We start from the raw sequence: 20,014 nt of genomic DNA, 5'->3' as shown, positions 1-20,014 counted from the left end.
AGTCTAACGATGTCAGAAATTCTAACGTCGTTAGAAAGCATGCTCGGGGAGAGGCCCCGACGCGTATGCGCATCTTGGTTTCCGGCCTTTGCAGCGCCTCCACTCTCGGCACCACGGTTTCCTCAGCAGCGTTGCTTGTGGAGACGGGGCGTCGAGTTTTCCGCAGAAGGCCGAGACCAAGGACTCAGCGCCGCTGGCAGAGCAACGGCAGGCCGCCATGTGGCTCACCACTGATCCCCGCGATCTCACTCTTCTGTGCACGACGGAGCCCCTAGCCGCCGCCGTGGGCCGCCCCGTCACATCAGTGGCGCACCCGCCGGATGGGTCAGGACGGTGCCGTTCAGAAATACGACCGTTGCCGATCTCGTCAACTAATGGATTGGAGCAAGACATGCACACACTCGTCATGACAGGCGCAACCCGAGGGATCGGACGCTTCGCAGCTGCCGCCCTGTTGCACGACGACCCGCAGCTCCGGCTCGTCGTCCTCGCCCGAGAGTCCACCAGCGCCGAGGCGATGCGTGAGCTGCGGGCCCACGACCGGGTCACGGTCGTGAACACCGAACTGGCAAGTATCGACAGCGTGGAGTCGGCTGGCCGAACCGTGAGTGCCCTGCTCGACGCGGGAGAACTGCCGCCACTGCGCGGGTTCGTCGGCAACGCAGGCGTCCAGTTCACCGATGCCCTGCACACCACACCGGATGGCCTGGAGACCACCTTCGCCGTGAACGTGCTCGCCAACCATCTGCTGCTGCGTGCACTCGAGTCCCGGCTCGTCAGCCCGGCCCGGATCGTGCTCACCAACAGCGGCACACACTTCGGGGATCTACGACACACGTACGGACTGACCCCAGCTCCGCGCTGGGCTGACCCAAGTGTCCTGGCCCGGCCGGGCGCCTTCCCGTCGCCGGCGACCGTCGCGGCCGGGTACACCGCGTACGCGACGAGCAGGCTCGCGGCGATGTACCTGGTGCACGAGTGGTCGAGGCGCCTACCCGACGGCGTGGACATCGTCGCGCACAGCCCCGGACTGGTCCCCGCCACCGGGCACGGCCGGCACGCCAAGCCCTTCGCACGCTTCCTCAACGACCGGGTGGTGCCATTGCTCACAGTGACGCCGGCCATCGACAACGCCGCGACGGCCGGACGGCGGCTCGCCGCCACCGTCACCGGACGTACGCCCGCACCGTCCGGCTCGTACGTCGACCGCAGCCGCGTGACGCCCTCGTCGAACGAGTCTTATGACGTCGAGCGTGAGCGTGCCCTGTGGGACTACCTCGAGGCGGTGCGGCTGCACGAGGTGAACCTATGACCGGCGACGGTGCCGGGGAAACACATACCGGATAGCACCCATGGATCGACGCTCAAGCGGCGCTGGCCGCGGACGCAGCGGTGGCGGCGGCCGACAATAAGGACGGCGAGATAGTCGTCCACCCCGGCGTTGCCCCCACCATGAACCCGTCGCCGAGGTTCGCAGGACCAACAGGGTGAGCCGGACGAGCGGGTGGCGGCCGAGGTGCAGGGACGGTTCGAGGCGTGCCGCGGAGAGTCCGGACGAAGGATTCTGACGTTGTTAAGGTAGCTGTTCAGCGGGGTCGCCGCGGCTCGGCGCCGGCAACACGCTCGAAGCGAGGTGACAACTGTGCCGACCGGCACCAGGCGGGCCCGTGAACGCGCGAGCACCCGCGCACGGATCATCGAGGCGGCATTGCACGTCCTGGAAACCGAAGGCGTCTCGGCGCTGACGATCCGGCGCATCGCCACCGACGTCGAATACGCCGCGCCTATCGTCTACCAGTATTTCGCCAACAAGGATGCTCTCGTACTGGAGTTGGTCGCCGTCGGCCACCGTTTGATGATGGCCGAACTTGAGCAGGCCGCCCGGGAGCCCGACATCGACCAGCGCATGATGCAGCTCGCGTCCGAGTACGTCCGGTTCGCCGGCGAGCATCCGCACCTGTATCAGGTCATGATCGGCAACGCCGTCGACGCGGAAGAGCGCTGGCGCGCGGCCGCCCCCGCCATCAGCGTCCTGAAGCAGCTGCTCACAACCTGGTCACAGACCCACGACGTGGCACTGGCCGACCTCGACGAGGCTTGCGACATCGTCTGGGGAACGCTGTACGGCATGGCTTCACTCGGCACCATCCACACGGTCGGCAGCGAGCGCGCACGGTGGCTCGCCCAACAGGCGCTGCGCACGTTGCTCCGAGGCTGGCGGATCGGCTCACGGGACAACGCGTAGGCGGTCTGATGCCGTCGCCTGGTCCATTTTCCGGCGACGACATCAAACCGCCGCAAAGACCAGCCACTACAACCGCCGAGGACTTGAGCTTGTAGTAGGACTCCGTTAGGTCTTCCGGATGGTCCTGATCAGGAGCATGTTGGATAAGTGGACGCACATGATGTGAACCGTGTCCGGGCGACGTTGGCGTTATATGTGGCGGATGTGTTCGCCTCGGTGCGGCGCAAGGACCAGCGGGCCAAGGGTGACTGCTACCTGCGGGGTCTGATGCTGGACGGCCGGCGCAAGTCGATCCAGGCGATGGCCTCCCGCTGCCGGACGGCAACGAACAGAACCTGCAGCAGTTCGTGAACCAGTCCACCTGGGATCCGGTGCCGGTACAGCGCCGGATCAACGAACGCCTGCTGCCGCTGGTCAATCCGGCGGCCTGGGTGATCGACGACGTGTCGGTGCCCAAGGACGGCCAGATGTCGGTCGCAGTGGCTCCGCAGTACTGCGGAGCCCTGGGCAAACGCGCCAACTGCCAGGTCGCCGTCAGTGTCCACGCCGCGAGTGACACCGCCTCGTGCCCGCTGCAATGGCGGCTGTTCCTGCCCAAAGAGTGGGCCTCGGACACCGGCCGCCGAACCCTCACCCGCATCCCGGCGGACGTCACGCACCGTGAGAAGTGGCGCCTGGCGTTGGACATGCTCGACACCCTCGCCGACTGGGGAATGAGGCCGCCGGCCGTGGTGGCCGATGCCGCCTACGGCACGAACACACACCTGCGAACCGCACTCGCTGAGCGCGGGCTTGCCTACGTCCTGGCCGTCCGCTCGGACGTGAGTGCCCACCCCTTCGAGGCGGAGCCCGTGGCCCCGGTCCGCAACGGGCCGGTCGGCTGCTGGCCCCAGCCCCGCTACCGTCGGACCGCGCCGTCGGTGGCAGCTCTTGCCGCCGGCCTCGGGCAGGAGGCATTCACCCCTCTCACCTGGCGGCACGGTTCGCGAGGGGACTTACGTTCCCGCTTCGCCGCAGTGCGCGTACGGCCTGCGGGCAAGGCGGTCGAGCGCCCGATCAAGGCCGCCGCCTCAGCTGAACAGGGCTGGTGGGACGGGATCCTGCCCGACTGCTGGCTGTCCAGCCTGCCGGCCGACACACCGATCGCCGACCTGGTACGTCTGGCCAAGGTCCGCTGGCGCATCGAGCACGACTAGCGCGAACTCAAACACGGCCTGGGCCTGGACCACTTCGAAGGCCGTTCCTGGCCGGACTGGCACCACCACATCACCCTCGTGACCGCCGCCCACGCCTTCCTCACCGAACAGCGCCTGGCCCCAAAAGTCCCCGCACCGGCCTCACCCTCTACCAGATCCTCGACACCCTCCAGAACATCCTGAGGTGCTGGACCGGCATCTGCACCACCTGCCACCAGCCCCTGCCTGCCGGAACACACACGACACCAAGATCAAGACAAACCTAACGGAGTCCTACTAGCGGGCGCAGCACGGCGAACGCGTTCGCCATGCCCGAGTAGGCCGGTCGCGGCAGCACGGTTGGTCATCGTGCCGCGTTGATCGGCAGCCGTGCGACGGCACGGACCCGACCGACCGCACCCGGCATCGCGCGCACTTCGCACACCAGTTCCGACCAGGGCGGATGAGGTCATCGGCAAGCGCAGGGTTCAGTCGAGGGAGGAGATGGCCGTGCGCAATTCGCGGAGTTTCAGGCGGAGCAGTGCGGTCAGTTCCTGATCGCACGCGGGATCGACCCAGTGCGCGTAGGCGTCGGTGAAGGCCAGGACGCCCAGCCAGGCGGCGAGCTCGGCCGCCGGGTCGGCGATGCCGCGCCGGCGCAGCGCCAGCGCCATGGCGTCGGCGAAGGAGTGGTGCTTGAGTGCCTCCCGCTCCCGCAGGTCGCTGTTGCTCTCGATGACGGCGCGCAGGGCGGGGCCGATCGCGTGCAGCTCGGGGGTGAAGTTGCCCGCCGCCGCCTCCAGGCCGGCCGCGACGGCGCTCAGCGGCGTCGCCTCGTCGGGCGCGGCGTCGATCCCGCCGGCCAGCAGCTCGCACAGCACGTCCTGGCCGGCGAAGAGCACTTCCCTCTTGTCCGGGAAGTGACGGAAGAAGGTGCTTTTGGTCAGGCCGGCCCGCTGGGCGATCTGCACGACGGTGGTGTTGTCGTAACCGTGCTCGTCGAACAGTTCCACGGCGGCGCGTACAAGTCGTTCCCGCGCTTGCGGCTCCCAGCGGCTCATGCGTCCAGGATAGGCGATGGGACTTGGTCCCGTCACCGTGCTACGTTGACGGGACCAAGTCCCATCACTGTGGAAGAGAGCGACTCATGCGCGTTTTCGTCACCGGCGCCTCCGGCTGGATCGGTTCCCCTGTCCTGCGCGAACTCCTCGCCGCCGGACACCAGGTCGTCGGCCTCGTCCGGTCGGGCCCCTCAGCGCGGGCCGTGGCGGCGGCCGGGGGCGAGCCGGTCCTCGGCGACGTGACGGACCTCGACTCCGTGGCCGCACTGGCCCGCGGCGCCGACGGCGTCATCCACCTGGCCTTCGACCACGACTTCTCCCGGTTCGAACAGTCGGTGAAGGAGGAGGGGGAAATACTCGGGGCCCTGGGGGCGACGCTGGCCGGTTCGGGAAAGCCCCTGGTGGTGGCATCGGGAACCCCGGCGGAACCCGGCGTTCTCGCCACCGAGCGCAGTGATTCGGCCGGGGACGGTCCCGCCGCGGTGCGCGTGGCGAACGCCCGCGCCGTGCTCGACCTCGCCCGGCACGGCGTCCGGTCCTGCGTGGTGCGGCTGCCCCGGTCCGTGCACGGCGAGGGCGACGCCGGTTTCATCGCCCAGCTCGTTGCCATCGCGCGCAGGGACGGCGTTTCCGGTTACGTCGGCGACGGATCGCAGCGCTGGCCCGCTGTGCACGTGCTCGACGCGGCTCGACTGTTCCGCGCCGGACTGGAGGACGCCCCCGCCGGATCGGTCCTGCACGCGGTCGGCGACGAGGGCGTACCCCTCCTGGCCGTCGCCCAGGTCATCGGCAGGCACCTCGGTCTGCCCAGCGCGTCGCTGCCTGCCGAGAGCCTCGGCTTCCTCGGCGGTCTCCTCGCCGTCGACCAGCCGGCCTCGAGCGCCTACACGCAGGACCTGCTGGGCTGGTTCCCCCGCGAGCCCGGACTCCTGGCCGACCTGGAGGCCGGCCACTACTTCCGCTGACCGCCGCCGATGGCACCGCTTTCGTTCTCACGCGCACGGCCGGAACCGGCGCATGCGCCAACAGACAGGGAGCAGCACTGGTGAACGAGTTCGTCACCGAAGACCTCGACGTGGTGATCGTGGGAGCAGGCCCGGTCGGTCTGATGCTGGCCGCCGAACTGCAGCTGTCCGGTGTACGGCCCCTGGTGGTCGACAGCGTGCACGAGCGCGCCCGGGAGCCCAAGGCGGGCGGCATCGTAGGACAGGTCGTGAGGCTGCTCGACCACCGCGGCCTGTACCAGCGCATCACCGGGGACACCGAACCACCCCGGCCGCTGGAGGCCTACCTCTACGGCGGAATGACACTGCGCCTGCACGACTGGGCGGAGAACCAGCTGTACGGCTTCACCGTCCACCAGTGGGACCTGGAGACACGGCTGGAGGAGTGGGCGCTGGAGCTGGGCGCCGAGATCCGCCGCGGCAGCGAGCTGGTCGGTTTCGAGCAGGACGCGGACGGGGTGACGGTACAGCTGACCACGGGCACAGTGCGTACCCGGTATCTGATCGGGTGCGACGGCGCGCACAGCAGGGTCCGCAGGCAGGCGGGCATCGTCTTCACGGGAACGAGCAGTCCGCATCCGCTCACCTACGCCGCGGACGCCGTGCTCTCCGACGAGCACCTGGCGGAGCTGGCCGACGACCACTTCACCCCCGTCGGCCTCACCTACCGGCGGACCGAGCACGGCGTGCTCGCCTGCGTGCCGGCCGGCCCCGGCACGCACCGGGTCGTGACGATGGAGTGGGGCAGGCAGGAGGAACACGGGCCCATCACCTTCGGGCAGGTCCGCTCGGCGGTGACCCGCGTGACCGGCCGGGAGGTGTCGATGCGCCGGCCGACCGGTAGCGGCACGCACCTGCTGCGCCGCCGGGCGGGCACCAGTTCGCGCCTGGCGGAGCGTTACCGACGGGGCCGGGTCTTCCTGGCGGGCGACGCGGCACACGCGCATTCATCGGTCGGCGCACCGGGTCTCAACCTCGGCTTGCAGGACGCGGCCAACCTCGGCTGGAAGCTGGCCGCTGAGCTCAACGGCTGGGCGCCGCCCGGTCTGCTGGACACCTACCACGCCGAACGCCACCTGGCCGGACGCAGGGTGATGAACTCCAGCAGGGCGCAGTTGGCACTGCTGGCCCCCGGGGCCGACGTCACCGCACTGCGCGAAGTGTTCGGCGACCTGCTGGCGGACCCCGCGGTGGCCCGCCGGATCGCCGCGATGATGTCGGGCTCCGACGTCGTCTACCCCTCCGCCGCACCAGGCGGGCACCCGTCGACGGGCAGGTGGGTTGCCGACCTCCGGGTGGACGCCAACGGCGGCTCCGTGCGGCTGGCAGAGCGGGCACGCCACGGCAGGCCGATGTTGCTGTGCCCGTCGGGGGCGGACACGCTGGCAGGCGCGGCCTCACCCTGGTCCGGCCGGGTGGACCTGCTGACCGTCACCGCCGCGCCTGGTGCCCCGCCACGCGAGACGGTCCTGGTCCGCCCCGACGGGTACGTGGCGTGGGCAGGCACCGAACCCGCCGAACTCGCCGCAACGCTGCGGACGTGGTTCGGTCGGCCGTCCCAGCACGTGTGACAAGCACCGGTCACGACGCCGGGCGGGCGCACTCTGCCCGTCCGGCGCCGTGACCGACCCCGGGACTGGCGGACTCGCACGGAGAGGTGTCGCGTATCGGGCGTGCAGCTTCGGTGGCTGATCACCGACTGTTACCGGCAACGGTGTCCATCGCGGGTCGATGCGGTCCAGCCATGCGTCTTGCCTGATCGGCTCTCACCAGCGAACCTCTCCCGGAGCAAGATCCGGAGCCGTCGGCGGAAGCGGCCCCGACCCCGGATTCACTGTCACAACTCGTGCTCACTCAAAAGTGAAGAGGGACACATTCTGGGAAATGTTTGTGACGGCATCCGAAGGCATGACGGGTCCTCGCACCGCGCTCGTCTCCGGCGACGTCGAGCGCCACCCCCGCCCCGCTGTCACGCATCGCCAGGCTCGTCCTGCCGCTCGCGTTCCGGCGCGGTTGCCGGCACGTGCACACCGGCCGCTTCACGAGGGCGCCCCGGCTCGCCAGGCCCCTGCGTGTGCCGCCCCTCGCCGACCGCGGGCCAGGGCAGCCGTGGCGGCCCGGCACCCCCGTCCCCGCGCCGGTCGACCCGGCCACGCCGAGCGCTGACATCCGCATCAGGTACGCGAGGCACTCCAGCCTCGTCCAGGAACTCCAGTCGCAGCTGGACGCGCTCGCCGCCAGGAACATTCCCCGGGGCAAGATTCTTTCCGAGAGGACCAGCACCCGGGTGCGAGTTCGAACGCCCTCTCAGGGAGCGGGCTGGGAGCCGTCCTTGCTGTGCCGGGCTACGAGTTCGTCCTCGATTCGCCGCAGTGCGGCGTTGACGATCTCGATCGTGGCGGGGTCGTCGACGATGCCGCGAAGAGTTCGGTCCCAATTGTCGCGCAGGTACTGGAGATTCTGGTTGGCCTTCTCGGTGGGGTACAGGCGCACACCCCGAGCGTTGCGGTCGTCCGTGACGCGCTCCACAAGGCCTCGCTTCTCCAGGCCGCGAAGTACGCGACTGAAGTTGCTCGACGGGAGCAGCGCTGCTTCCGCCGCCGCCCGGGCGGAGGTGCCGGGGTGGCGATTGATGAACCGCATGACACTGATCTCGATCGCCGTGCACGGCTCGAAGGCGGGGTCGGTCGGGGGCCGCAGCTGCCGACTCACGGCGAAGATCAGGTCGGCCAGCTCGTGCAGGCTCGACGCGTGGACATCATCTCTCATGACGCGAGAGTCTCCTATCAAGTGACAGCTATTATCTGATAGGATACAAGGAATGGCGGTCGCTCGGCTGCGGATCGCAACCGCGCTGCACGCAACCATTCCCTACTCGCACATGAGGATACTTCCCATGGACATCAACGGATCCGTAGTGCTCGTGACCGGAGCGTCATCGGGCATCGGAGCTGCCACTGCACGGGCCGCTTCTGAGGCCGGCGCGCGGGTGGCGCTCATCGCCCGCCGCGAGGAGCACATCCGGCGGCTTGCCCTGGAACTGGGCCAGTCCGTAGCCGTAGCTGTTCCCTGTGACGTGACCGACCGGACGCAAGTCCAGAAAGCCGTGCAGGCAACGATCCAGAAGTTTGGACAAATCGACGCCCTCGTGAACAACGCAGGGCAAGGGCTCCAGGCCGGCATCGACGCCATCGATCTCGACGACTTCCGAAGCATCCTCGAACTCAACCTCATCGCACCCTTGACGATGACACAGGCGGTCCTTCCGCATATGCGTAAGCAGGCAGCCGGAGCCATCGTGAACGTGGGCTCTGGCATTGTCTGGTCCACGTTGCCCGGGTCCGGCGCGTACTCCGCTTCCAAGGCCGCCCTGCAAAAGCTTACGGCCGTCGCCCGCGCGGAGCTCGCAGGCGAAGGCATCACCGTGTCAATGATGTTCCCCTCGATCACCGAGACCGAGTTCGTCGGAACGGTCCGCGGTGACGTCGAAGGGGCACGTCGGATGGAAACCGCCAGCGGGTTGGTGCCACACTCACCCAAGGACGTCGCCGATGCCATCATCGGTCTGCTCAAGAGTGGTGCCGCGCAGGCCGACCTGCTCCCGCAGGAGTTCGGCGGCACGCTCAAAAGCTGACCTCGGCATTTATGGTCCCGTGTCGAACGCGACTCGAACTCGGTCGGTGCTTTCGCGGTCCAGCGCCTGCTCTGCACGGGACAGCCTTCCTCCCGCCGGCGCACTGCCGACGTGCTGGAGGCGGAGCTCCCGCACCTGCGCCGCAAGCCCACGAGGCCGGTGCACGACCGGAACCGCCCACACATCTTCCTCGGGCACTGCTCCGCGCTCCCGCCGCACACACGCCCGCACCCGGGCAAACAACGCTCCCGCGCTGGAGGCGGCAAGCTGCTCCACCCGCCACGGGCGGCCCAGACGGCAAGCCGACCCGGCCAGCAGACGGGGCCCACCGCTCGGCGGGTTCATCACCGGTCACTTCGACTGGCGCTGGGCCTTCTACATCAACTTGCCGCTGGGCCTGGTCGCCCTGGTGTGGCTGTGGCGGACGCTGCACGTGCCCGCCAAGCGCATCAAGGCGAAGATCGATTGGGCAGGCATCGTCCTGCTCACCGTCTCGATCAGCGCGATCGTGCTGGCCGCCACCTGGGCGGGCGCTACCTACGCCTGGGGTTCCTGGCAGATCCTCGCGCTCGCCGCCGTTGCCGTGCTCGGGCTCGCCCTGTTCATCTGGGTGGAGAAGCAGGCCGACGAGCCGTTGCTGCCGCTGAGCGTGTTCACCGGCCACCGCAACTACCCGCTCGCGATGACCATGGTCCTGATCGCCGGCGTGGTCATGTTCGGCGCCGGGCTGTACCTACCGCTGTTCCAGCAGACCGCGCAGGGCGCCTCGGCCACCAACTCCGGCCTGCTGATGCTGCCCGTGATGGTCCCCGTCGTGATCGTCTCGACCATCGCGGGCAAGGCCATGTCCGCCACCGGCCGGTACAAGATCTTCCCCGTGCTCGGCACCGTGTTCCTCACAGCCGGTCTGAGCCTGCTGGCCACCATGGACACCGGCACCTCACGCCTGCTGACCGGCGTGTACATGGTGCTCGTCGGCATCGGACTCGGCTTCACCATGCAGATGTCCGGCACCATCGCGCAGAACAGCGTCTCCATGCGTGACATGGGGGCCGCCATGAGCTCGGTCAACCTCTTTCGCACCCTGGGCGGATCCCTCGGCGTCGCCGTCTTCGGCTCGCTGTTCACCCGCGCCATCCAGTCCACGCTGCCCGCCGGCGCCGCATCCGGCCCCGGCGCCCTGCTGAACCTGCCCGCCGCGGCAAAGGACGCCTATCTCACCGCCGCCAGCACCGGCACCAGCCATATCTTCCTCACCGCCGCGATCCTGTCCGCCGTTGCCTTCCTCGCCGCGCTCTTCGTCATCGAGGTCCCGCTGAAGAAGGCCGGCCCGCCGCCCGCCCCCGCGAGCACGCTCACCTCCGCCACAACCGCCAGCTGACCTCTGCGCCTGCCAGACAGCGCACCGGCATAGCAATCGCCGTGCCCCTCACGAACGGAGTACCACCGTGAACACCACACCCACCCCCCGCATCTCGATCATCGGAGCTGGCCCTGGCGGCCTGACATGCGCCCGCATCTTGCAAAAGCACGGCATCGACGTCACGGTCTACGACTGCGACCTAAACGCCGACGCCCGCAACCAGGGCGGCAGTCTCGACCTGCACGCCGACGACGGTCAGCTCGCACTGCGCGAGGCGGGCCTGATCCAGCAGTTCTGGAAGCTGGCGCGCCCGGAAGGACAGCAGATGCGCCGCTGGGACACCACCGGCAACGTCCTGCTCGATCAGATCCCGGACGAGGACGACTTCTACAAGCCGGAGATCGACCGCGGCCAACTGCGCGACCTGCTCCTCAGCTCCCTCGCACTGGGCACGGTGCAATGGGGCCGCACCCTCGCCTCGGTCGCCGGCCCCGCCGAGGGGCCGCGCATTCTGCACTTCACCGACGGAACGAGTGTCGAGACCGATCTGGTCATCGGAGCGGACGGCGCGTTCTCCCGGGTCCGCCCGGCCGTCTCGGCAGCTGTCCCGTACTACTCCGGGGTCACCTTCACAGAAGCGTGGTTCGACGACGTCGAAAACCGCCACGCCGATCTTTCAGCGCTGGTCGGCAACGGCAGCGCGACCGCTACCGACGGCGACCGTGCGCTGTTCGCCCAGCGCAACAGCGGTGGGCACGTCCGGGTCTACATCATCCGGCGCGCGCCGGCCGACTGGATCACTGCAGCCGGTCTGACCGCCGAGGACACCGCCGGCATCCGCGCACACCTGCTGGATGAGTTCACCGGATGGGCACCCAGCATGCAGCAAATGATCAGCAACAACGACGGCCCCTACGCCGACCGGCCGCTGTTCGTCCTCCCGGCACCGCACACCTGGGACCACGTGCCCACCGTGACCCTGCTCGGCGACGCCGCACACCTCATGCCGCCGATCGGCGTCGGCGTCAACCTGGCCATGCTCGACGCCCACGACCTTGCTCTCGCCCTGGCCACCCACCCCGCCGTCGACGAGGCCGTCCGCGCCTACGAGAAGACCATGCTGCCGCGATCCACCGACCTGGCCGAGGCCCTCGTCGGCGGCGCCGACTTCCTCCTGGAGGTGAACGAGCAGCCCGACGGCGAGGACGAGGCCCGCGCCCTGCAGCAGAAGCTCAAGGAACAAAGGGAGGTTGGTGGAACCTGGAACCTCACCTTCAAGACCGGCGGTGGCGAGGAGACCGCTGAACTGGTCCTGGCCACCGCCGGCACGACTCTGGTCGGCACGTACGGCGGCAGGCCGATCACCGACGGGCGCATCGAGGGAACCACCGTGCGCTTCACCGCGGTAGTCACCTCGCCGGTCAGGATGAAGATCAAGTGCACCGCCGAACTGGCCGACGGCACCATGTCCGGCATGGCCAAGTCCATGATCCTGTCGCTCCCGTTCACGGCCGTACGGCCTCCTACGGATACGCGCTGACCTCGTACATGAAACGAACCTCACCCGGCCGCCCTCGCCGACACTTGCCGGACGGCCCGGCTCAAAGTGCGCTGCCTTCGCCTTCCTCGTCCTCCGAGATCGGGGCGTTCGGGTCGTACAGTGGGCGCAGGCGCCCCGATCCTGGGTAGGGAACGCGTCGTGAGCATCCTGCGCCGCTGAAAGACGCCACCAAGGGCGGGCACCCTGATGGTTCAGGCTGCCTGGCCAAGTCCGGCGGCGGTCAGACCCTGGCCGCGGAGCTGGGTGAAGTCGACGTCGAGTTTCGGGTCGTATGCCTCGGGTTGGATGCCGAGTTCGTGGGTGGAGTACTCGCCGAACCGTTTGATGTGTCCGGTCAGGTACGGCGAGAGGTGGGCCAGGTCCTCCGGGTCGATTTCCCATCCCTCCTCCAGGAACTGACAGATGATCTCCGCGATGTCCAGGGCGTTGTGGAAGATGACGTCGTTCGTGAGCAGGGCGTTGAACTTCATCGCCTTCTCCTGCTCGATGGGGTCACGTAGGAAACGACGATCCCGCGCTCGAGCATCAGCTCCTCGACCTCGCGCAACGACAGCGGGAAACGGAAGTACAGCCACACATAGTGGGAGATCACCTCGACCGGGTACCGGTGCCCCATGTACGACAGCGACACGGCCCCCACGGACAACCCCCTCCAACACGATCAACCAGAAACTCATTCCACCCGGCCAACCAACGTGACAGCGCCTGTCTGCCAGGACGAAGCTCACGGTGGCGGACCGCCTGGACGACGGGTGACGGCGTGGGCCTCGCACGCCCGAACTGCTCCGCCACCGCTCCTGGGAATCCCCGCCGGCCGGCCCGGGCCCCGTCACCGTCCCGCGTGCCCCCACCGGCCGCTGTTCTGCTGGGTGACCTCGGCGGCGACGCGCTGGATGGACTTGACCACCATGTCCTTGCGGTCGACATAGATGTAGTGGCCACTGTCCTCTGCGACGCGGACCGTGCCGCGCTGGGACACGGTGGCCCACTTGTACTGTGCCTTCGTCCAGTCGGACTCGAGGGTGGGGCCGTACGTGGGGAACGCGGCCAGGTACTGCTGCCCGTGGCGGAGCACCTCGGTCGGGATCCATCCGGCGGAGCGGACCCGGCCGTCGGGGACAACGAGGTTCTCCGGGTTCCCACCCCGCATCGTGCTGACGGTCTGCGCCCGCAGGTCGCCCGCGTCACCGGTGGCGGACTCGGGGATCGCGCGGGTGATGTCCGCGGTCATGGTCGGAGAGGTGGCGTCCATCAGGACCAGGCCCTTGACGCGGTCGCGGTGCTCGGGGGCGTAGCGGCCGGCGATCAGGCCGCCCAGCGAGTGGCCCGCCAGCACGACGGGGGAGTCGCCGGCGACCCGGTTGATCACCCCGGTAAGGATCCGGCCCGAGTCCTCCAGGCTCTGCGGCCCCCGGGGCTTGTCGCTCTTGCCCTCGCCCAGACGGTCGTAGGAGCAGACCCGGTTCTTCTCGCTCAGCGTCTTCTGCAGGTCGGCCATCGCGTCGAGGCCGTCCCCGAGGCCGGCCACCAGCACCACCACGGGCTTGTGACCCGTCTGCCGACCCGAGCAGGAGACGTTCACGGAGTATCCCCGGACTCCGATCTTCTTCTCCCCGACGAAGGAGTCGGCGCGGCCCGCGTGACCCGGGTGGCTCACCCTGGCGGTGGTCCTGTCCGCGCCCCCGTGTCCCTCGGCCTGCGCCACGCCCGCGTAGCCCGTACCGGCGACGGTGCAGCACAGTGCGGCGACGGCGGTGGCTTTGAGTATGCGGTTCATGGGGTCCTCCGGGAGCACGGGAAGGCGGATCTGTGAACGACGGGCCCTTCGCCGGGCCCTCGGCCCGGACGTTGCGGCCATGACCGAACGCTATGCGAACGCGTCTGAGGAAGCGTCACCCCATCGTGGACATTGCCCGTAGCTCTCCAGGGGGACACCGCCCCTCGCGAGGGTCTGTCAAACAAGCGGTTCTTCCAAGAATTTCGTAGGCGTTGATCGTCCGGGGCCAGGCTTCAGTTGAGCAGGACGATCTGGCGTAGGAGGCGGTGGCTGGCGCGGCCGTACATCAGGCGCTTGAGGAACTTGATCTTTGTGTTGGCGCCTTCGGTACGACCGTTGTGCCAGGGCAGGGTGAGGGCCGTCTCGACGGCGGCGCGGTCACGCTCCAAGCCGTTGGCGAAGGAGCGCAGAAAGGGCAGGTCAGCAGCGCGAGTCCGGTTGATCCATGTCGTCAGCTTCCCGGCGTTGTCCTCGTGCGGAACCAGCAGCTCGGCGAAACTACGGATCTGGTCGGCCAGTACGGTCAGCTCGGGGCAGGCGCCGGTGAGCTGGTCACGCAGAGCGCGTCTGTGCTCGTCGAGGTGGTCGGGGCGGCAGGTGAGCAGGCCGGTGACTTTGCGGGGTGACAGGGCGGCGTGGTCGGCCTCGACGCGTTCTTGGGTGATGGCCTGGGCGAAAGAGCCTGAGCCGTCCCGGCACACCACGCGAACGCCGGGATGCTCACGCAGCCAGGCGGTCACTGTCACCGCCAAGCGGTCAGGCAGCACGTCGATACGCTCGCCACTGTCTGCGTTCGTGATGACCGTGGCATAGCGGTGGCCCTTGAGCAGGGCGAATTCGTCGATCCCGCCCGGCCACCACGGCCGTGGGCCGGCCGGGCAGCGGCATGCGCATCAGACAGTTCAGCACCGACGCCGGGGACAGCGTCTGGTGCAGCGCCACGAGCAGTCGAGCACCGGCCGAGCCCGCCAGGACCACCGCGACCGCCTCGACGATCCGCCGCAGCGCCGGCGCCCTGCGCTGGTAGCGCTCCGTCGACCTGCTCGACGAATGTAGTCCTCGGACAGTCCGCGTTTTCGCAGTACAGCCGCCGCACCGAAAGGTCGATCACCACGGGCCGCCCACCGACCGACTCGTCCGCGACGTGTCGTACATACCGCGAGTGCACCCAGTCCGACTCCTGACCACACCCTGGGCACGCACGGCGCGCATCTTCCCTGGTGAACGCGGTGATTCTCACGGTCTTCGGGCAGGTACTCACCCGCTCAACTCGTAGCCCCGCCAGCCGGGGCAGCAATTCGTCAAGGGGGACGTCACACACCACCAGCCTGGCACCGGCAGTCCAAGTCATGCTGCCGATCGCCAGAACGATCAACGCCTACGAAATTCTTGGAAGAGCCGTTTGTTTGACAGACCCCGCCCTGGCGCTCGCAGATCCGGATGATCCGGTGGGCGTGGGCCGCAGTGAGATCGTGGGCGCGGCCGGGCAGAGCAGGCGAGATCTACAGCAGCCGCCTGACAGGGTCGGTCACCACCTGCACGTTCACTCCGTGCCGGCGGTGCTTGTGGGAGTACTCGGCCCGGCTATTGCCAACCCGGTCGCACTCCACCAGGGTGCCGTCGAGCAGGACGTAGCCGGGTTCCGCCTTGCGCAGGGCGCGCAGCAGGCCAGGCGCGCGGTCGACGAACAGGTCGACGACGGCCGTGGTGTAGGCGTGGGCGATGCCGACGGAAATGCCGAAGCCGGCAGCAAGCTGGGCGAGGGTGTCGTGCCGGCGCAGGTACACCAGGCCGGCCGGGGCACGCTGGTGCAGTGGGAGCTTGCAGCGCCGGTCATCGCGTTTTTGGGTGTTACTGATTGAGGTCCATCACGGGCGCGCCGAGTCCTTCGTAGGCGTGCGGGTCGTTGGTGGCGATGAGAGCGCCGTCGGGGCGCTCCAGGGTGGGGCGGGTGGCGTGGACGGCGGCTCCCACGCCGAACGGCGCCCCATGGCGGTGCAGGTCGGCGATGGTGTGGGCGGTGGCGTAGTCGGCGTCCAAGGTGTGCAGGACGTCGAGGATGCCGAGGTAGTCCACGATCCCGGATCGTTCACGTTCGGCTTCCAGCGCGCACACGATCGGCACCCACAGGCATACGGTCGGATCGCTTGCTGCGACGTGGATGAGTCCGGAGACCTGCTTGTGGCCGCCCAGGGCCAGCAGCGTCGACGTGTCCAGGACGTAGTGCTCCAGGATCACGCTGCCGCACCTGGGGTCAGGCGCTGGCGGGCCGCCTGAGCCTGACGCATCCGCTCACGCAGGGCACCCGCCTCGTCCGCATCGATGTCGTGGCCGAACTCGGAAGCCAGGAAGGCGTCTGTGCGCTGGGCCCGCTCGAGTAGTTGCGCAGGCGTAAGCGCCGTTGCGGCGAACTCCTCGATCAGGGCCCGCATCGTCGTGTTTCTGGCCTCGGCCAGTGCTGCGAGCTTGTCCCGGGTCTCAGCACCGATCTTGATGGTTGTGTCCACCTCGCCGAGTATACCGAAGGGAATACCTTCCGTGGAGGAGGATGCCGTATTCCAGCGACGATCAGCAGCCCACCTGGCGGGAGAGTTGCTCGGAACGGGGAGAGCGTACGGCGTAGCCGGTCCCGAGATCGCGCGGTTGAGTGTGGCGTGGTCGGGCGAAGCTGATGGTGCAGGCACCGCGCAGTTTGGCGACGCCGCGGGTACCGCACTGGCGTGCCGCGCCGGAGGGGGAAGACGTGAGTGTTCGCGTGCTGGTGGGCGAGGCGGCCCGCGGTGATCGGGCCGGAGAGCAGGTTGTCGGCCGGGCTAGACGGGCCCTCCACCTTGATCGTGGACGCCTCGACACTGGATCTTGAGTCCAGGGAGAGGAGTCCCGTGTGGGGACCTGCAAGTACTCGGCGGAGTTCCGGGCGGACGCGGTGGCGCTGGCCCGTTCGTCGGGCCGGCCCGTCTCACGCATCGCCGCCGAGCTCGGCGTGAACCACGAGACGCTGCGGCAGTGGATCAGGACCGCGGAGAACGCCGAGCGGCCCGAGGTGCTCGCGGAGTCCACGAAGGACGCAGGACAACGTCCACGTTCTGGCTAATGCCGCCGACAAGCTCAGGGGCCTGGAGGACAACACCGCCGGGTTGATGGAAGCCGCGAGGCGGTTACAGGCCGCAGCGTCGGCAATCCGAAGCGCCATCGCCGACATGCCACGAGGCCGCTGGTAAATCGAAGCCTTACGGAATCAGTGAGCTCTTTCAGAGTGGCCACTGATCGAGTGACCCTGGCCGAGTTGAGGCCGTGGCGTGGGATCCGGGATGGTGTGCCTCCCGCGTCCTCGACCTCATGAAGCCGGCGTCCGCGGCTGATCGCCCACCGGCTGAGTACGATCACCTACACCGGTCTGAGTATGTGAGCGGCTGCCCGTCGCGCGCGGCGCCGGAAGGGTGGGGTCATGCGCCGACTACTGCTGCTTGCCCCGCTGTTGCTGCTCACTGCCGGCTGCGGCGTGGTGCAGTCCAGCGAGGTCGAGGCGACGGACGTTGCGCGGGAGGCGGCCACGAGGGCGGGTAAGTTGCTGCGCAGCCAGCGCCCCCGCACGGCGGAAGAGGTCGGACGCTCCGCCACGGGTATCGACGGTGTGGAGGTACTGCGGGTGACGGGTACTTCGACACACGACGGGGACGGCGTCGATGTGATTGTCCGTACGCCCGGATCGGCGTACAACGAATGGTTCGACGTCCAGGAGATCGTCGTACGCCGCTGCTTCGCCGTGCGACTGTCTCCCAAGTCGCGGTGGGGGGAGGCCCCCCGCGACGTGGACTGCCCGGATGGCCCTCCGCTGTCTTTCGCTCCGCCACCCGAACCGCCCCGGCTGCCTTTCAAGGAGCTCCGCGCGTCACTTCCCCGGGTGGCGGCGGGCAGCCAGGTGGACGAGGCCAGGGTGCGCCGTACGCTCGCCGCCCTCGACCTGGATCCTGCGATCCGTACCGAGGTGAAGGCGTACGGCGGGCGGGTCGGCGTTCTCCTGTCAGTCCAAGGTAACCACTTCGACCCGCAGGACTGCCTCCTCGCCCGCGTGGAACCGGGCACTACCGAAGTATGGATGCCGCCCCGTATCCAGCGGATGCCCGGAGAGGGCGGTTGCACAGTCGGCAACGCCCTGCACCCGCTGCCTCCACCGCATTGAGCGGATGCCTGGCGCATGCGTGCCGGGCCCACAGCCGAGGAAGAGCGAGGATCACCGCCATGCGATACGCAAGACATGCCAAAGGGGCCCTGACCGTCACCGCCGCCACAGCGGCCAGTCACACCCTCATGGCTTCCGGCTACATGTGGGCCCGCGACAGCGCAGCCGCAGGCGACACGGTGTTCTCCGGTGCGTTCGAATTTCTGGTCACGACGGCTGCCTCCTGGGCTCTGATGCCCCTTGTGCTGTGGGCTGGCATGCGGGCGATGGGGGAGGTCGGCAACACAGTGATGCTGGCCACCGGTGGGCTGTTCTGGGTAGGGCTCTCGGGGTACTTCATCGACGACATCGACCGCGCGGGCGGCCAGATACCGTTCCTGGCTCTGACCGCATATGTTCTTCTCTGCACAGGACTTGCAGGGACCGGTCCCAGCACCGCAGCTGAGACGGCAGCGGAGCCCAACCTCAGTTGAGAATGGACTCTGGGCGGTACGGGCGCGTGCGAGAGGTGACCGCGCCGCGGCAGACGGCTTCTCCGGTGCGGTCGACTGAACGCTTCGGCCGGTCAGTGAACGCCTGCGTCACCATGGTGCGGACTGCGTAACACGCTGGTGATCGTGTCTGACCGGGGCGATGGGCGTTCCAGCCCTTCCTCGCCTCGGCTGTATCTGCCCACCTCCTGGACCGACGACCGGGACCGCTGCCGACGGGCCGGCATCGACGACGCGGTCGTCTTCGAGACGAAGGTGGCCATGGCCAAGTCAATGAGCGTTTTCAAAAAATGGCCACCGGTCGGGTGATGGTGCGGTGTGGGATCGGGGTGCACAACGGGCAGGGCTCCCGTGCTGTTGAGGGAGGTGTTCGACGTCTCAACTCAGCAACGCAGGAGCCCTGTTGGTTCCATATCCTGCCGCAGTCGACCTGCCTCACGCTTTGGTCGAGTGGGTCACCATGCTCACCGTCACCCGTGAAGGTGACCGCCGGTGCAAACTTCCCCCACACCGGCGTGCGCTGATCGCACTCGTGTACCTGCGTCGCCACGAGACCCTCGCCCGTATCGCCTCGGCTTTCGGGATATCGGTCGGCACCGCTCACGCCTACGTCACCGCGGTCACTGGGCTCCTCGCCGAGCGGGCACCGGGCCTACTGAAGACGCTGCGCACACACGATCCGGACTTCGTTCTCCTGGACGGCACGCTCGCGGAGTGCGACCGCGTCGGTGACGGCAGGGCCGACTACTCCTCGAAGCACAAGCGGCACGGGGTGAACGTGCAGGTCGTCACGGACCCGGCCGGGGAGATTCTGTGGCTGTCGCCGGCACTGCCGGGCCGAACCCACGACCTGGCGGCCGCCCGCACCCACAAGATCCTTCGGATCTGCGAACGCCAGGGCGTCCCGATCCTGGCCGACATGGCCTACATCGGTGCCGGCGGCTGGGTCACCACCGCCAAGCGCCGCCCGCCAGGTGGCGAACTCACCACCACCGAACAGACCGCGAACCGGGCCCTGTCCGCAGCCCGTGCACCCGTCGAACGAGGCATGGCACGACTGAAGTCCTGGCAGATCTTCCGCAGATCCCGCATCAGCCCCAACCGCATGACCGTCATCGCCAGAGCCATCCTCACCCTGGAGAGGCAACGCTGAAAACGCTCAGTGCCTCCCGCCTCGGACAGCACTCACCGCGGTGCTGTCACGTTGTTGGGTGGGTAGGTGTGTGATGGTGCGTCGTGGCGTGGTGGAGTGCGGTTCCGAGCTGTGCTCAGGCCTTGGTGGAGGGGTAGGCGGCGTCGGTGATCTGCTCCCAGATGGTGAAGCGGACGGTCATCTCGGCTCGGTAGTGGTGTGCGGACAGCCGGTGGCGTCGGGGCCGAAAGTGGGGTGAGATGCCGCTGAACGCGGACAGGAACCGCTGGGCTGCGCCGACGCTGCGGAAGCCCTTCATCGCTCGTTTGCGCTGCCTGGTGGGCTGGTGGCTGTTCTCCGCCCGGTTGTTCAGCCCCTTGTGGGAGCG

At 68.4% G+C, this 20,014-nt stretch carries 19 protein-coding genes and 6 pseudogenes; 14 read left to right on the top strand and 11 right to left on the bottom strand.

Going from position 1 to position 20,014, the window contains the following annotated elements; all coding sequences use genetic code 11:
* The first annotated feature begins 406 nt into the window (after positions 1 to 406).
* The 3 genes and pseudogenes from HO151_RS05185 (at position 407) to HO151_RS05175 (ending at position 3,624) form a co-directional block, all read left to right on the top strand.
* Positions 407 to 1,312, top strand: a complete 906-nt coding sequence (locus tag HO151_RS05185) for an SDR family NAD(P)-dependent oxidoreductase (RefSeq protein ID WP_254594738.1) — start codon at positions 407 to 409, stop codon at positions 1,310 to 1,312.
* Positions 1,313 to 1,642: 330 nt separating this feature from the next.
* Positions 1,643 to 2,245: a TetR/AcrR family transcriptional regulator gene (locus HO151_RS05180; protein ID WP_173894924.1), complete on the top strand. Its 603-nt coding sequence runs from the start codon at positions 1,643 to 1,645 to the stop codon at positions 2,243 to 2,245.
* A 147-nt stretch (positions 2,246 to 2,392) separates the two neighbouring features.
* Positions 2,393 to 3,624, top strand: a pseudogene (locus HO151_RS05175) (IS701 family transposase).
* A gap of 284 nt (positions 3,625 to 3,908) precedes the next feature.
* On the opposite strand, the gene HO151_RS05170 reads toward HO151_RS05175, so the two are convergent.
* On the bottom strand, positions 3,909 to 4,481 hold the full coding sequence (locus HO151_RS05170; RefSeq protein ID WP_173894923.1) for a TetR/AcrR family transcriptional regulator: 573 nt from the start codon (positions 4,479 to 4,481) through the stop codon (positions 3,909 to 3,911).
* Positions 4,482 to 4,567: 86 nt separating this feature from the next.
* On the opposite strand from HO151_RS05170, the gene HO151_RS05165 reads away from it, so the two are divergent.
* Positions 4,568 to 5,446 carry an SDR family oxidoreductase gene (locus tag HO151_RS05165; protein ID WP_173894922.1) on the top strand — a complete coding sequence of 293 codons (879 nt, stop codon included), beginning with the start codon at positions 4,568 to 4,570 and terminating at the stop codon, positions 5,444 to 5,446.
* Positions 5,447 to 5,526: 80 nt separating this feature from the next.
* Positions 5,527 to 7,056, top strand: a complete 1,530-nt coding sequence (locus HO151_RS05160) for an FAD-dependent monooxygenase (protein WP_368039427.1) — start codon at positions 5,527 to 5,529, stop codon at positions 7,054 to 7,056.
* Between the two features lie 736 nt (positions 7,057 to 7,792).
* On the opposite strand, the gene HO151_RS05155 is transcribed toward HO151_RS05160, so the two are convergent.
* On the bottom strand, positions 7,793 to 8,254 hold the full coding sequence (locus HO151_RS05155; protein WP_173894921.1) for a MarR family winged helix-turn-helix transcriptional regulator: 462 nt from the start codon (positions 8,252 to 8,254) through the stop codon (positions 7,793 to 7,795).
* A 127-nt stretch (positions 8,255 to 8,381) separates the two neighbouring features.
* Here HO151_RS05155 and HO151_RS05150 point away from each other — a divergent pair, with 127 nt between their 5' ends.
* The 3 genes and pseudogenes from HO151_RS05150 to HO151_RS05140 form a co-directional block, all read left to right on the top strand.
* On the top strand, positions 8,382 to 9,119 hold the full coding sequence (locus HO151_RS05150) for an SDR family oxidoreductase (RefSeq protein WP_173894920.1): 738 nt from the start codon (positions 8,382 to 8,384) through the stop codon (positions 9,117 to 9,119).
* Positions 9,037 to 10,500 (top strand): MFS transporter, encoded by a 1,464-nt coding sequence (locus tag HO151_RS05145; RefSeq protein WP_302479547.1) that lies wholly within the window; start codon positions 9,037 to 9,039, stop codon positions 10,498 to 10,500. Before HO151_RS05150 ends, HO151_RS05145 begins: the two co-directional genes overlap by 83 nt.
* Positions 10,501 to 10,567: 67 nt before the next feature.
* Positions 10,568 to 11,689, top strand: a pseudogene (locus tag HO151_RS05140) (FAD-dependent oxidoreductase); the annotation flags it as partial.
* Between the two features lie 545 nt (positions 11,690 to 12,234).
* Here the strand turns inward: HO151_RS05140 and HO151_RS05135 are convergent.
* The 4 genes and pseudogenes from HO151_RS05135 to HO151_RS05120 form a co-directional block, all read right to left on the bottom strand.
* On the bottom strand, positions 12,235 to 12,513 hold the full coding sequence (locus HO151_RS05135) for a Tn3 family transposase (protein ID WP_173894918.1): 279 nt from the start codon (positions 12,511 to 12,513) through the stop codon (positions 12,235 to 12,237).
* Between the two features lie 20 nt (positions 12,514 to 12,533).
* Positions 12,534 to 12,659 (bottom strand): annotated as a pseudogene (locus tag HO151_RS05130) (IS6 family transposase); the annotation flags it as partial.
* 213 nt (positions 12,660 to 12,872) lie between these two features.
* Entirely contained in the window at positions 12,873 to 13,820 is a 948-nt protein-coding gene (locus tag HO151_RS05125) for an alpha/beta fold hydrolase (protein ID WP_173894917.1), read from the bottom strand.
* A 233-nt stretch (positions 13,821 to 14,053) separates the two neighbouring features.
* The gene (locus HO151_RS05120) at positions 14,054 to 14,665 is read right to left on the bottom strand and encodes a transposase (protein ID WP_368039429.1); all 612 of its coding nucleotides are present in this window, start codon (positions 14,663 to 14,665) and stop codon (positions 14,054 to 14,056) included.
* 41 nt (positions 14,666 to 14,706) lie between these two features.
* On the opposite strand from HO151_RS05120, the gene HO151_RS07425 reads away from it, so the two are divergent.
* On the top strand, positions 14,707 to 14,847 hold the full coding sequence (locus HO151_RS07425; protein ID WP_254594737.1) for a hypothetical protein: 141 nt from the start codon (positions 14,707 to 14,709) through the stop codon (positions 14,845 to 14,847).
* A gap of 57 nt (positions 14,848 to 14,904) precedes the next feature.
* On the opposite strand, the pseudogene HO151_RS07700 reads toward HO151_RS07425, so the two are convergent.
* The 4 genes and pseudogenes from HO151_RS07700 to HO151_RS05100 form a co-directional block, all read right to left on the bottom strand.
* Positions 14,905 to 15,171, bottom strand: a pseudogene (locus tag HO151_RS07700) (transposase family protein); the annotation flags it as partial.
* A gap of 70 nt (positions 15,172 to 15,241) precedes the next feature.
* A pseudogene (locus HO151_RS05110) lies at positions 15,242 to 15,655 on the bottom strand (transposase family protein); the annotation flags it as partial.
* Between the two features lie 16 nt (positions 15,656 to 15,671).
* Positions 15,672 to 16,058 carry a hypothetical protein gene (locus HO151_RS05105; protein ID WP_173894914.1) on the bottom strand — a complete coding sequence of 129 codons (387 nt, stop codon included), beginning with the start codon at positions 16,056 to 16,058 and terminating at the stop codon, positions 15,672 to 15,674.
* Positions 16,055 to 16,327 (bottom strand): hypothetical protein, encoded by a 273-nt coding sequence (locus tag HO151_RS05100; protein ID WP_173894913.1) that lies wholly within the window; start codon positions 16,325 to 16,327, stop codon positions 16,055 to 16,057. The genes HO151_RS05105 and HO151_RS05100 overlap by 4 nt, the downstream gene beginning before the upstream one ends.
* 377 nt (positions 16,328 to 16,704) lie before the next feature.
* Between HO151_RS05100 and HO151_RS05095 the strand changes: the two genes are divergently transcribed.
* From HO151_RS05095 to HO151_RS05075, 5 genes and pseudogenes are all read left to right on the top strand, one after another.
* Positions 16,705 to 16,914 carry a transposase gene (locus HO151_RS05095; RefSeq protein WP_173894912.1) on the top strand — a complete coding sequence of 70 codons (210 nt, stop codon included), beginning with the start codon at positions 16,705 to 16,707 and terminating at the stop codon, positions 16,912 to 16,914.
* A 354-nt stretch (positions 16,915 to 17,268) separates the two neighbouring features.
* Positions 17,269 to 18,003 carry a translation initiation factor IF-2 gene (locus tag HO151_RS05090; RefSeq protein WP_173894911.1) on the top strand — a complete coding sequence of 245 codons (735 nt, stop codon included), beginning with the start codon at positions 17,269 to 17,271 and terminating at the stop codon, positions 18,001 to 18,003.
* A 59-nt stretch (positions 18,004 to 18,062) separates the two neighbouring features.
* Entirely contained in the window at positions 18,063 to 18,476 is a 414-nt protein-coding gene (locus HO151_RS05085) for a hypothetical protein (RefSeq protein WP_217422879.1), read from the top strand.
* A gap of 135 nt (positions 18,477 to 18,611) precedes the next feature.
* Positions 18,612 to 18,770: pseudogene (locus HO151_RS05080) on the top strand (transposase); the annotation flags it as partial.
* 127 nt (positions 18,771 to 18,897) lie between these two features.
* Positions 18,898 to 19,647, top strand: coding sequence for a transposase family protein (locus HO151_RS05075; RefSeq protein WP_173894909.1), 750 nt, complete (start codon positions 18,898 to 18,900; stop codon positions 19,645 to 19,647).
* A 115-nt stretch (positions 19,648 to 19,762) separates the two neighbouring features.
* Here HO151_RS05075 and HO151_RS07420 read toward each other — a convergent pair.
* On the bottom strand, positions 19,763 to 20,014 hold a 252-nt coding region (locus tag HO151_RS07420), incomplete at its 5' end, for a DDE-type integrase/transposase/recombinase (RefSeq protein WP_254594736.1).

Source organism: Streptomyces sp. 8P21H-1, assembly GCF_013302945.1.
Note: the sequence above shows the minus strand (reverse complement) of the source record. Positions and strands in the feature narration are given on the sequence as shown.